11 protein-coding genes and 1 riboswitch are annotated in these 12,535 nt (G+C 69.0%); of the genes, 6 read left to right on the top strand and 5 right to left on the bottom strand.

The genetic code is table 11. The annotated features are described in order from the left end of the window. Positions 1-2: 2 nt before the first annotated feature. The 3 genes from A5681_RS24640 to A5681_RS24630 form a co-directional block, all read right to left on the bottom strand. On the bottom strand, positions 3-3,848 hold the full coding sequence (locus tag A5681_RS24640; RefSeq protein ID WP_067282052.1) for a SpoIIE family protein phosphatase: 3,846 nt from the start codon (positions 3,846-3,848) through the stop codon (positions 3-5). Continuing rightward, on the bottom strand, positions 3,845-4,201 hold the full coding sequence (locus tag A5681_RS24635) for an STAS domain-containing protein (protein ID WP_067282050.1): 357 nt from the start codon (positions 4,199-4,201) through the stop codon (positions 3,845-3,847). The genes A5681_RS24640 and A5681_RS24635 overlap by 4 nt, the downstream gene beginning before the upstream one ends. A 103-nt stretch (positions 4,202-4,304) precedes the next feature. After that, positions 4,305-4,994: a PAS and ANTAR domain-containing protein gene (locus tag A5681_RS24630; RefSeq protein WP_067282048.1), complete on the bottom strand. Its 690-nt coding sequence runs from the start codon at positions 4,992-4,994 to the stop codon at positions 4,305-4,307. Positions 4,995-5,115: 121 nt separating this feature from the next. Further along, positions 5,116-5,225: riboswitch (TPP riboswitch) on the top strand. Here A5681_RS24630 and thiC point away from each other — a divergent pair. The 5 genes from thiC (at position 5,219) to A5681_RS24605 (ending at position 9,706) form a co-directional block, all read left to right on the top strand. Next, a complete protein-coding gene (thiC, locus tag A5681_RS24625) occupies positions 5,219-6,874 on the top strand; it encodes a phosphomethylpyrimidine synthase ThiC (protein WP_067282361.1) in 1,656 nt (551 codons plus the stop codon). It overlaps the preceding riboswitch by 7 nt. A 22-nt stretch (positions 6,875-6,896) precedes the next feature. Continuing rightward, the gene (gene thiD, locus A5681_RS24620) at positions 6,897-7,724 is read left to right on the top strand and encodes a bifunctional hydroxymethylpyrimidine kinase/phosphomethylpyrimidine kinase (RefSeq protein ID WP_067282043.1); all 828 of its coding nucleotides are present in this window, start codon (positions 6,897-6,899) and stop codon (positions 7,722-7,724) included. A 2-nt stretch (positions 7,725-7,726) separates the two neighbouring features. Next, complete coding sequence (locus A5681_RS24615) at positions 7,727-8,350, top strand: alpha/beta family hydrolase (RefSeq protein ID WP_067282039.1); 624 nt, start codon at positions 7,727-7,729, stop codon at positions 8,348-8,350. Positions 8,351-8,382: 32 nt separating this feature from the next. Continuing rightward, a complete protein-coding gene (locus A5681_RS24610; RefSeq protein ID WP_067282035.1) occupies positions 8,383-8,817 on the top strand; it encodes a MarR family winged helix-turn-helix transcriptional regulator in 435 nt (144 codons plus the stop codon). Positions 8,818-8,836: 19 nt separating this feature from the next. After that, a complete protein-coding gene (locus A5681_RS24605; RefSeq protein ID WP_067282031.1) occupies positions 8,837-9,706 on the top strand; it encodes an LLM class F420-dependent oxidoreductase in 870 nt (289 codons plus the stop codon). 17 nt (positions 9,707-9,723) lie between these two features. Here A5681_RS24605 and A5681_RS24600 read toward each other — a convergent pair whose 3' ends face one another. Then, entirely contained in the window at positions 9,724-11,223 is a 1,500-nt protein-coding gene (locus A5681_RS24600; protein WP_156738142.1) for a peptidase, read from the bottom strand. Positions 11,224-11,440: 217 nt separating this feature from the next. Continuing rightward, on the bottom strand, positions 11,441-11,821 hold the full coding sequence (locus A5681_RS24595) for a hypothetical protein (RefSeq protein WP_067282024.1): 381 nt from the start codon (positions 11,819-11,821) through the stop codon (positions 11,441-11,443). A 119-nt stretch (positions 11,822-11,940) separates the two neighbouring features. On the opposite strand from A5681_RS24595, the gene A5681_RS24590 reads away from it, so the two are divergent. Further along, complete coding sequence (locus A5681_RS24590; RefSeq protein WP_067282358.1) at positions 11,941-12,489, top strand: hypothetical protein; 549 nt, start codon at positions 11,941-11,943, stop codon at positions 12,487-12,489. Positions 12,490-12,535: the final 46 nt, after the last annotated feature.

The following is a 12,535-nucleotide window of genomic DNA, read 5'->3' as shown; positions in this document are numbered from 1 at the left end:
GCCTAGGGCGTCGGGACGACGCCCTCGAACCGCAACGTGACCCGGGTCCCTCCCGCGGTGCGCAGCGTGTCGACGTGATCGGCCAGCCCGCCGATCAGGGTCAGGCCGCGGCCGCGGCGGCGGCTGCGCAGGCTGGCCGAGGAATCGCCCACCCAGCGGCCGGTGTCGCTGACCGTGACGGCCACCGTCCGCTCGCGCAGGAAGGCCTCCACGGACACCGTCCGGCGCGCCTCGCCGTCGCTGCCGTGCTCGATCGCGTTGGTCACGGCCTCGCCGGCCGCCAGCAGGATGTCCATCTCGCGCTTCGGGTTGACGGCGATGCCGGCCAGCCACTTGCGCAGCCGTTCGCGGGCGACGGGGATCTGCCCCGGCGCGGCCGTCACCACGGTGGCGAAGCTGCGCGGGGTTTCGTGGCTCGCGCGCAGCGCGAGCAGGACGACGTCGTCGCGGTAGCCGGCCGGCGGCGCCATTCGGGACAACAGCTCGGCGCAGACCGACTCGACCGGAAGGTCGACGCACTCCGCGGCCGCGGACTGCAGCCGGGCTAGGCCGTCGTCCAGCGTCTCGCCGGCCCGCTCGATGAGTCCGTCGGTGTACAGCAGGATCAGGGTTCCCGGTGGCACATTGGCCGTCGCGGTGGCGTCGGACGGGTAGTTCTCGGCGTCGTGTTCCTTGATGGCGACCGGGAGGCGCCGGCCGGCCGTGAGGAACACCGCGCGACGGTCGGGAAACACCAGCAGCGGGTAGGGGTGGCCGGCGCAGCTGTAGCTGACGGTCGCGCAGCCGGTGTCCGGTTCGGTCTCGACGAGGGCGTAGGCCACCGTCGCGCAGCGTGCGCCCGCGACGCTGGCGCCGTAGCGGTCCAGCGCGCCCAGCACCGCGCCCGGTTCGCCCGCCGTCAGGGCCGAGGCCGCCACCGCGGCGCGCAGCCTGCTCATCACGATCGCGGCCGCAAGCCCGTGCCCGACGACGTCGCCCACCGAGATCCCGAGGCGGTGGGTGCGATCCAGCGGGGTGACCGAGTACCAGTCCCCGCCGACGCGCATCGCCTCACCCGCGGGTTGATACACGGCGGCCACCACCGCGGCCGTCGAGTGGCGGTCCAGGTCCAGCAGCTGTTCCTGGAAGTCGACCGCGATCCGGTGTTCGCGCGCCATGACGCGGACCCGGTCCAGGGCGGCGGACGTCAGGTCGGCCATTCGGCTGAACGCGTCCAGTTCGGCGGCGTCGAACTCGCGCGGCGTCGGCCACAGCAGCAGCAGCACGCCGACGACACGGCCGGAGTGATCCCGCAAGGGGTGGGCGACGCAGGCGCGAACGCTGTCCGCGGTGTCCTGCACCGCGTGCTGATAACGCGCGGGCAGGTCCAACGTGTCGGTGACGACCATCGACTCGCCGGTGCGCACCACGTCGGCTCCGATGACCGGCGAGTCAAGCGTGGTCACGTGGTAGCGGTCGCGCAGTTCGCCGGGCAGGTGACCGGCGTATTCAAACCGGATGTGGCGTTCGCCGTCGAAGACGCCGATCGTGACGGTGGCGGCGTCCGCGGAGCCGAATGACGACTGCAACAAGGCATCCAGGATCCCGGCGACCGAGTCGGTGGCCTGCAGGGCGGAGTCGAGTAGCACCAGATCCGAGGCCGCCGCGCGCCGCTGGCGGTCGCGCTCGCGGGCCACCGCGGCCAGCCGCGACTTGACCCGGTCGACCAGTTCCTGGGAGCGGAACGGCTTGGGCAGGTAATCGTCGGCGCCACCGGCATAGCCCTCGTCGACCGCCTCGGCCCCGGCCCGTGCCGACAGCATGAGGACCGGCGTGGCGGCCAGGTCCGGGTCGGCGCGGATGGCCGCCACCAAGGCGAACCCGTCGATGCCGGGCATCATGACGTCGGTGACGACCGCGTCCGGGCGCAGCTGTCGGGTCGCCGCCAGCGCCGACTCCCCATCGGCGGCGAGCACCGTCTCCCAATGGGCCGACAGCACCCGATCGAGGTGGTGTCGCATGTCGGCGTTGTCGTCGGCGATCAGCACCAGCTGGCGCGATCTCTCGGGCGCGGGGGGCGGCCCGCCGCGGCCCGAGACGGGCGTCAGCCATTGCCGGGCCTCGGCCACGTACGGGTTGGTCTCGTCCAGCAGGCCGGCGGTCGACTGGTCGGCAGCGGTGCCGATCGACTGCGGCAGCCGGACGGTGACCGTCGTCCCGCGGTCCAGTTCGCTGTCGATCTCCACGGTCCCGTTGTGCAGCTCGACGAGCCCGCGCACCAGCGAGAGCCCGATGCCGGAGCCCTCCACGCTGCGGCCGCGCAGGTTGTCCGCCCGGTAGAAGCGGTCGAACAGCCGGTCGAGGTCCTCGGCGGCGATCCCGACCCCGGTGTCGCGCATGGCCACCACGCAGTACCCCGGCTCGGCGCGCACCTCGACCGAAATCGAGCCCTGCAGCGTGTATTTCACCGCGTTCGACAGCAGGTTCAGGATGATCGTCTCCCACATGCCGGGGTCGACGTCGGCCAGCACCGGGGAGCAGTCCACAACGAGTTCGAGCCCCGCCCGGCGGCAGAGCTCGGTGAAGGATGAGGCGATGTGGGCGGTCAGCGCGCCGACGTCGGTACACGCCAACCTCGCGTTCGCTCGGCCCGCTTCGATGCGGGAGAAGTCGAGCAGCGAGTCGACCAGGCGCTGCAGGCGCCGCGCGTTGCGGGCCGCCGTGCTCAGCCGGTCCGCCAGCGCGCTTTCCGGCGCCGCTTCGGCGAGCGCGTCGTCGAGCGGCCCGAGCAGCAGGGTCAGGGGCGTGCGGAATTCGTGGCTGACGTTGGTCAGGAACGCCGTCTTCGCCCGGTCCAGCTCGGCCAGCGCGTCGGCCCGCTGCCGCTGCTGCTCGTAGGAGAGGGCGGAGGCGAACGCGGCGGACAGTTGGTCGGCCAGCAGTTGGCAGAATCCGCGGTACATCGAATCGAGGGGGCGCCGCGGGTTCGCCCCGATCACCACCGCCCCGGCGTTCGACGTTTCACCCAGCGGCAACACCAGCGCCCGCTGGGGACAGTTCTCGCCGAATCGCTCTGTGATGCCAGGGATTACGTCTTCAAGCCGGTCGATGACGCGCGCGGTCCGGGCGCGTGGCGTCGTGCCCCAACCGCTGAGTTCGGACAGCGAGCGGGGCAGCAGCGGCAGGATCGACGGCGTGGCCCCCCGCAACGTGCTGTCGCGCGCGGCCTCGTCGTCCGCCATGTAGACGGCGATGAACGGCAAGTCCAGTGGCTGCGCCCCGCATATCGCGATGGTGCTGCTCACCGCGTCGTCGATGGCGTGGGTGTCCATCACGGCGGTCGCCACCGCGTTGAGCAGGTGGAGCCGACGCTCACTCAACACCCGGTCGGTCGTTTCGATCACCGCGCAGAAAACGGCGGTGACCGCACCGCCGCCGCCGATGATGGGACTGTAGGTGAAGGTGAAATACCGCTCCTGGGACTGACCGCCGGTGATGAGCGGCAGCATCAGGTCGTCGGACCAGGTGGCGACGCCGGTCTCCATCACGCTGGTGAGCATCGGGGAGATCTGCTCCCAGATCTCCCACCACACCTGTTCCGCGGGGCGACCCAGGGCCGCGGGGTGTTTGTCCCCCAGGATCTGCGCATAGCCGTCGTTGTACATCAGGAACAGGTTCCCGGGCCCTAACCAGAGCACGATGGGGAACCGCGAGGTCAGGGCGACCGCCACGGCAGCCCGCACTTCGACCGACCATTCCCGCGGGGAGCCCAACGGGTGGGCGGCCCAGTCGAATTCGGCGAACCGGCGGCCCATCTCCCCGCCCAACGCGGCCGCAGCCGCGAGGTCGGCCGGCAGCGCCGGGTTCATTGCTGTCGCTTGTTTTGCAGCGCCTCGGACATGGTGGGGTAGATGTCGAAGATGCGGTCCAGCTCGGTCACCTGGATCGGGCGGAGCACGGGGTCGTGGTCCGCGACCAGCCGGACGCCGGTGCCCGCTTCCTTGCCGTCGTCGTGACACTCGAGCACCGCGTTCAGCGCGGCGCTGCCGAAGAAGTCGACCGCTTGCAGGTCGATGACGACCAACCGGGCCGGATGGGCCTCGGCCAGCTTGAGCGCGGCGTTCAGGTGGGCGGTGACCTCACCGACGGTACTTGAGTCGACGCCGCCCTTGACGCGCACCACCACCGCGTCATCGAGAGCCTCGTGTTCCACCGCCAACAACTTCCTTCTGCCTTTCGCAGCCGTTCCGGAGGCGGCGCGCGCCGCTCGCAGTGTCTAGGAACACTAACTGTTTGCGGGCTGCCCCGTTCGCGTATTCCTATGGTTACCCAGAGGACTCGTCGGATATCCGTTCATGCACCGTCAGCAGCACGTGATCCAACTGACTCTGCAGCGCGGATGTGGCGCCGTCCAAAGAAGTGACCTCGGCGAGTAGTTGCCGGGCCAGCGACCGCAGCTTCACGTTGGTCTCCTGCGACCGCCACTGCAGCACCCGGAAAGCCTGCGCGGCGCTGACCCGGTACACGTACATCAGCACCCCCTTGGCCTGCTCGATCGCCGCGCGGCTCTCGAACAGATCCGGCAGGGCCTCGTCGAGCACCTCCTGCCGGGTCTCGTCGAAGGTGTTCGTCAGGTCGATGTAGTAGCCGGCCGTGCCCACCACCGCGCCCGACTCGTCGTGCATGCGGTCGGCCACCACGATCGCGTCGTGCACGTTGCCCGCGGTGTCGACGAACCGGTGCCGGCTGGAGAACGACTCCGCCGACTGCAGGGCGTAGTCGAGCACCTCCTGCACGTGCTGACGGTCCTCGGGATGCTTGTGCGACAACAACAGTTTCGTCGTCGGCTCGACGGTCCCCGGTTCGTAGCCATGCATCCTGGCCACCTCGTCGGACCATTCCCAGCGCTCACCGATGAACCAGAACCGGAAGGCGCCGACGTTGAGATGACGGGCGACCGCCTCGACCGGGCCCAGCGTCTGGCCGCGGGCACCGGCGGGTGCCGACCCGTCCATCTCCTCCTGCTCTTGCACGTTTGCATTTTTCCATTCAGGGGATACACCCGGCTACCGGCCCGGGAGATTCGCCGCCCGCCTGCCGAGTGGCCCGGGGTGGGGGTAACGTCGCGTGCGGAACATCCACATACGCGGGAGCGCACGTCGAATGCGCTGAGAGGACGGCTTGCGGCCGTCGACCGTACGAACCTGACCGGGTAATGCCGGCGTAGGGAGATGAAGAAATGACCTTGGCAAAAACCCCCGTCCTTTCCAAGGCCGTCGACGCGTCCGTCACCACCGGACCCATCGCGGGCAGCAGCAAGGTCTACCGCGAGCTGGAAGGCGGCGCGCGCGTGCCCTTCCGGCGCGTGCACCTGTCCACCGGGGACCACTTCGATCTCTACGACACCTCCGGCCCCTACACCGACCCGGAGGCGGTGATCGATGTGACGGCGGGGCTGCCGCCGCGGCCCGGGGTGGTCCGCGACCGCGGCACCCAGTTGCAGCGGGCCCGGGCCGGCGAGATCACCGCCGAGATGGCATACATCGCCGCCCGCGAGGACATGCCCGCCGAGCTGGTGCGCGACGAGGTCGCCCGCGGCCGCGCGGTGATCCCGGCGAACCACAACCACCCCGAGAGCGAGCCGATGATCATCGGCAAGGCCTTCGCGGTGAAGGTCAACGCCAACATCGGCAACTCCGCGGTGACGTCCTCGATCGCCGAGGAGGTCGACAAGATGGTGTGGGCCACCCGCTGGGGCGCGGACACCATCATGGACCTGTCCACCGGCAAGAACATCCACGAGACCCGCGAGTGGATCCTGCGCAACTCCCCCGTGCCGGTCGGCACCGTGCCGATCTACCAGGCGCTGGAGAAAGTGAAGGGCGACCCGACCGAGCTGACGTGGGAGATCTACCGCGACACCGTGATCGAGCAGTGCGAGCAGGGCGTGGATTACATGACCGTGCACGCCGGCGTGCTGCTGCGGTATGTGCCACTGACCGCCAAGCGGGTGACCGGGATCGTGTCCCGCGGCGGCTCGATCATGGCCGCCTGGTGCCTGGCCCATCATCGGGAGTCGTTCCTCTACACCAACTTCGAGGAGCTCTGCGACATCTTCGCCCGCTATGACGTCACCTTCTCGCTCGGTGACGGGCTGCGGCCCGGGTCGATCGCCGACGCCAACGACGCGGCGCAGTTCGCCGAGCTGCGCACGCTGGGCGAACTGACCAAGATCGCGAAAGCCCATGGCGCGCAGGTCATGATCGAGGGGCCGGGGCACGTCCCGATGCACAAGATCGTCGAGAACGTGCGGCTGGAAGAGGAGCTGTGCGAGGAGGCGCCGTTCTACACCCTCGGTCCGCTGGCCACCGACATCGCGCCGGCCTACGACCACATCACGTCGGCGATCGGCGCGGCGATCATCGCCCAGGCCGGCACCGCGATGCTGTGCTACGTGACCCCGAAGGAACACCTGGGGTTGCCGGACCGCAAGGACGTCAAGGACGGGGTGATCGCGTACAAGATCGCCGCCCACTCCGCCGACCTGGCCAAGGGTCATCCCCGCGCCCAGGAGCGTGACGACGCTTTGAGCACCGCTCGCTTCGAGTTCCGCTGGAACGACCAGTTCGCCCTGTCGTTGGACCCCGACACCGCAAGGGAATTCCACGACGAGACCCTGCCGGCCGAGCCGGCCAAGACGGCCCACTTCTGCTCGATGTGCGGGCCCAAGTTCTGCTCCATGCGGATCACCGCCGACGTTCGCGCCTACGCCGCCGAGCACGGGCTCGACAGCGAGGAGGCGATCGAGGCGGTCATGAACGAGGGCATGGCCGAGAAGTCGCGCGAGTTCGCCGAGCACGGCAACCGGGTGTACCTGCCGATCGCACAGCAGTGATCGCAAGCGCAACGCGGCCCCGGTGACGTTTCTGCCTGTGCCGCCGCCGGGCGCCACCCCGCTGCGCGTGCTGTCCATCGCCGGGTCCGACTCGGGGGGCGGCGCCGGCATTCAGGCCGACATGCGCACCATGGCACTGCTGGGCGTGCACGCCTGCGTCGCGGTGTCCGCGGTCACCGTGCAGAACACCGTGGGCGTCAAGGGCTTTCACGAGGTGCCCGACGACGTGGTGGCCGCCCAGATCGAAGCCGTCGTCACCGACATCGGCGTCCAGGCCGCCAAGACCGGGATGCTGGCGTCGTCGGGCATCATCGCGGCGGTGGCCGCCACCTGGCACCGGCTGGGTCTGACGGTGCCGCTCGTCGTCGATCCGGTGTGCGCCTCGATGCACGGCGACGCGCTGCTCGCCGCATCGGCGCTGGATTCGCTTCGCAGCCAATTGTTTCCGTTGGCCACGCTGGTGACGCCGAACCTCGACGAGGTGCGGCTGCTGGTCGGCATCGACGTGGTGGACGCGGGGTCGCAGCGCCAGGCGGCCAAGGCGTTGCACGCGCTGGGGCCGCGGTGGGCGCTGGTCAAGGGCGGCCACCTGCGGTCCTCCGATCGCAGCTGCGACCTGCTCTACGACGGTGCGTCCTTCTACGAGTTCGATGCCGAGCGACTGCCCGGCGGTAACGACCACGGCGGTGGCGACACGCTGGCCACCGCGATCGCGTGCGCGCTGGCGCACGGATACACCGTGCCCGACGCGGTCGGCTTCGGGAAGCGGTGGGTCACCGAGTGCCTGCGCGCCTCCTATCCACTGGGCCATGGGCACGGCCCCGTCTCACCGCTGTTTCGGCTGTCATGAGTTTGAACCTGGACCAGATCGCCGGTGTGGCGCACGAACCCGACGCGCCGCCCGCCGGGGTGGTGGTCCTCACCCACGGCGCGGGTGGCAACCGGGATTCACCGCTGCTGCAACAGGTTTGCGACGAGTGGGCGCGCCGCGGCTGGCTCGCTGTCCGGTACAACCTGCCCTACCGGCGGCGGCGCCCCAGCGGACCGCCGTCCGGCTCGGGGGCCGCCGACCGGGCCGGAATCGTCGAGGCGATCACATTGTGCCGGGGTCTCGTGGACGGTCCGTTGATCGCCGGCGGCCATTCCTACGGCGGCCGGCAGACGTCCATGGTGGTGGCCGACCGGGAGGTGGCCGTGGACGTGTTGACGCTGTTCTCGTATCCGGTGCATCCGCCGGGGAAGCCCGAGCGCGCCCGCACCGAGCACCTGCCCGACATCAGGGTGCCGACCGTCTTTACGCACGGGACCTCGGATCCCTTCGGCACGCCCGACGAACTGCGTGCCGCCGCCGCGCTGGTCACCGGCACGACAGCCGTCGTCGAGATCGCCGGCGCGCGACACGATCTGCGATCCAAGACCCTCAACGTGGCGGCGCTGGCGGTCGACGCCGCCCTGCAGCTGCTCGGGCGAAATTAGACAGTTTGGACTGATCAGTTTAGACTGTCATTGTGGACGGCGTGACAGAGTCCGCGGCGGCGGCGGCCCGCGACCTGCGGGTGATGTTCAGCCGGCTGCGGCGTCAGTTGAGGGAACTCGCCACCGACGACGACCTGACCCCCTCGCAGACCGCGGTGCTGAACCGGCTCTGGAAGGAGGGGGCCTCATCGGCGAGCGTCCTGGCTTCGGCCGAACGGGTGCGTCCACAATCCATGGCCACGATAGTGGCCGCCCTCGAGCAGCGGGGGCTCATCGAGCGCACGCCCGATCCGGAAGACGGCCGACGACAATTGATTTCGTTGACCGCGGCGGGCCGGCGGCGCGCCGAGAGCAACCGCCAGGTCCGTGAGGAGTGGCTGGCTCGCGCCATCCACGAGCGGTATTCGGAACCCGAGCGTCGAGTCATCCTCGATGCGCTAACGCTGCTCGAGCGCTTGACCGAGTAATGAAAGGGCAAGAGCTGCAATGGAACTAGGAATCCACTTCATCGATTTTCTGCCCGGCAACCCGGCGGCACTGGGTCCGACACTGGCCGACGCGGCCAAGGCCGCCGAACAGGGCGGCGCAACGCTGTTCACACTCGCCGACCACTTCTTTCAGATGGAAGCCGTGGGGCGCGCGGAGGACCCGTTCCTCGAGGGCTACACGTCATTGGGCTTTCTGGCCGGACAGACGACCAAGATCGACCTGAGCCTGCTGGTCACCGGCGTCACCTATCGCTATCCGGGACTGCTGGCCAAGGCGGTCACCACGCTGGACGTGCTGTCACAGGGCCGCTCGGCGCTGGGGCTCGGCGCGGCCTGGTACGACCGCGAACACGCCGCCCTGGGCTTCCCCTATCCGCCCGTCAGCCAGCGCTTCGAGATGCTCGAGGAGACGCTGCAGATCTGCCGTCAGATGTGGAGCGCGGACAACGGGCCGTACCGGGGCAAGCACTACCAGCTGGCCGAGACAATCTGTGAGCCGCAACCGATTCGGCGCCCGCCGATCCTGATCGGTGGCGATGGCGAGAAGAAGACGCTGCGACTGGTCGCGCAGTATGCCGACATCTGGAACAGCACCGTGACCGAGCCGGACGAGCTCCAGCACAAGATCGAGGTGCTACACCGGCACTGTGACACCGTCGGCCGGGACCCAGGCGAAATCCGCAAGACCGTGGGCCTCTTCGTCAATCCGTTCGATGACCTCGACGGGTACTTCGGGACGGTCGAGGCCTTCGCCGGACTGGGCGTCGAGCTGGTCAACGCCGGTCCGTTCCCCGGCAATCCCGATCCCGTCGGCTTCATCCGCCGCCTCGGCGACGAGGTGATTCCCAGGCTCGCCGAAATCGGTTGACCCCGGAGGCTTTTCGGTCAGCCCGGATAGCGGGAGTAGCAGGCGTCCATGTTGCCGGCCACGCCGCCGCGGAAGGCCGCTATCCGGGTGAAACCGGCGGGCACGCTGGTGCCGTCCGCGTCGCTGGCGACGAGGTGGTTGGTGAGCAACCCGGCTACCGCCTCGTCGAGATCACCGGCCGTCAGCAGCAGCTGCTTCTGCGACGACAGCTCGATGGGTTCGGCCATCTTGCGGTGCACCACGCCGGTCAGGCACGCCGTGCGCAGCGCGGTCCACGGGCTCTGCATCACCAGCCCGCGCTCGTGCTGCACGGCGAGCGCGTAGCGCGACATCACGACCGACAGGGCGGTGTCGTCGCCCTGCGGCAGGGTTTGTTCGTTCTCGTCGGCGACCTTGCCCATCGTGGCGAGCTTGGGCAGGTCGATCACGATCGTGTTGGTGGCCGGGCAGTAGGACGCCGGCGGGCTGGGCTTGGCGTCGGGGCAATCGGCGGGCTGGTAGGACAACGCCGGTGGGTTCTTCGGGGAGAAGATCTTTCCGAGCAGTTCCATCAATGTCGACAAGGTGTCCTGGTCGATCGGGACCTCACCGGTCTCGGGGTTTCCGGTGCTGCTGTCGACGCGCAGCGCGTTCGGCAGATCGCCGCGGCGCTGCTCGATTTCCTTCTTGTCTATCCCCGCACATGCCGAGGCTCCGTCGATGAAACCCATTTGGAAGGCGCTGATTCGGTCCAGGGCGGACCCGTGTTCGTCGTCGTTCTCGCTCTCGCTGTCGATCACGGGGTCGCGGGTAGTGATGATCCCGGCCAGCACATGGTCGAGCCCATCGGCGGTGCTCAGCGTGAACCGCGGCGACTTGCCGTCGGCAACCCAGAACAGGTACACGCCCGCGAAGCAGTCGGCCTGCTGCTCGTGCACGATCGTGGGGTCGCGTTTGGTCACCAGATGCGCCATGTTCTGCAGGGCGTGACCGAATTCGTGCGCCAGCACGCCGTTGACCGACATGTCGCCGAAGTACCGCTGCGCGACGGGCATGAACACCCCGCGGTCCCAGGCGATCAGGTTGCAGCGCGAGGTGTAGAAGGCGTTGACGAGCTTGTAGGTGTCGTTGTGGCAAACGATGGGGCTGGACGGATCCTTGGAGTTGTACGACACCATCTTGCCGACCGGGACGAAACTTCCCTTCAGGGATTGCCCGTACACCGACTTCCAATAGTCCTCGATGTCGTTGATGGACAGCAACGACAACTTGTCGATCGCGCCATCGTCCGTGTTGACCACCGTGCCGGTCGCCGCGGGTGCGTTCGAGCGAATGCCGCTGGGCCCGTCGGTGGCGGGCAAGCCACCCACCCGGAACGGATCGTTGAGCATCGACAGCGCCCGCCCGTCGACGAAGGATGTGCACCCCGCCACCACGATTGCCGCCGCCGCGCAGCCCAACGCCGCCCTCAGCAAGGCGGCCGCCCTGCGCGGGCGGCCACCGGCCGGCTGACGTCGAGTGCGCGCACGGCTCTTCATACCAACCTCATCCCGACCGGCTACAGGGCAGACCAAAGCGTCTCATTCTAGAGCGGTCGGCTAACTATGACAGGCCGAATGAAAACCCGGTCGGACGCCCGCGCCGCCCGCGTGGGCGCGCGGTTGCGCGCGGCTTACCGGTTGCCGAACGAGAAACGCCGGACGGGTTGTGCCACGGCAATAGCGAATTCCACGACGCCGCCGGAGGCGCTGTCCGCTAGGGGCGCGGCGCCGTCGGTGCGGGCGTCTGCTGAGGCCCGACCGGGCCGACCGTGCCCCCGGGGCCCATCCCGCCGGGGCCAATCCCGCCGGGGCCCATCATTCCGCCCGGGCCCATCATGCCCGGACCCATCATTCCGCCCGGCTGCATCATCGGGCAGGTGCCGGCACGCCCGCCGCCATAACCGTGGCGCCAGCCGTAGTGATCACCCGAGGACCAGCCCAAGAACAGCCCGGTGAAGAAGATGGCCCCGACCACGAACACGACACCGGCCACGATGACCACCCAAGCGGCCACGTGGGCCAGCCGGCTGCGCGCGTACGGGTCCCCGTGATGGCCTGCCACGGTTCCCACGCTGGTTTCAGGAGTTTCCGTCATACCCCGAACGATGTCACAGATATACCCACCGGGGGTAGGGACCATTGGCCCTAGAAAGGGATTTGCGGGTCTGGTCAGCTTGGCTTGTTGCGTGGAACCTGCCCTGGAGGGACGTGGCGATGGCTAATTGGACGCGGCGCGCGGCGCTCACCGCGTTCGGCGCGCTGGGCGCGGGCGGCATCTTGGGTCTGCGATACGTCCGTCGCGGTGTCTTGCCCGCGACGGCAATCCGGCTCACCGACTGCGGCGGCTTCATGGGCGCTGGTCAGATGGACATGAGCCGCTACATGGAGATGTTCATGCGGCACAGCGAGATCAGCCGGGTGGTCGAGGACATTCCCGGTGGCGTGCGAACCACCACCGAATCGGCATCCCCGGACCTGGCCGCCCAGCTGCAGGAGCACGTCTCGAGCATGTACGCCCACCTGGACCAGGGAAGCGAAATCACTTGCATGAGCCAAACGCTGCCGACGCTTTTCCGCCGCGCCGGCGGCTACCGGCGCCAGCTGACTTTCACCGCCAAAGGTGTGATCGCCGAGGAGACCACCGACGACCCGGCCCTCGCCGACGTCATTCGTGCGCATGCGCGCGAGGTCACCGGCTTCGTGGAGCAGGGCATGCCCGCCATGATGGGCTGCGGGCGAATGATGAACCCGCGCAGGCCTTGACAGCGCCGGCGCCCTAGAAGGGTGGGGGGTCGTCGTCGGGGGGTGC

The organism is Mycobacterium scrofulaceum, from assembly GCF_001667885.1.
GTDB lineage: Bacteria > Actinomycetota > Actinomycetes > Mycobacteriales > Mycobacteriaceae > Mycobacterium > Mycobacterium scrofulaceum_C.
The sequence above is the reverse complement of the archived record's forward strand: the minus strand, read 5'-3'. Positions and strand labels throughout refer to the sequence as shown.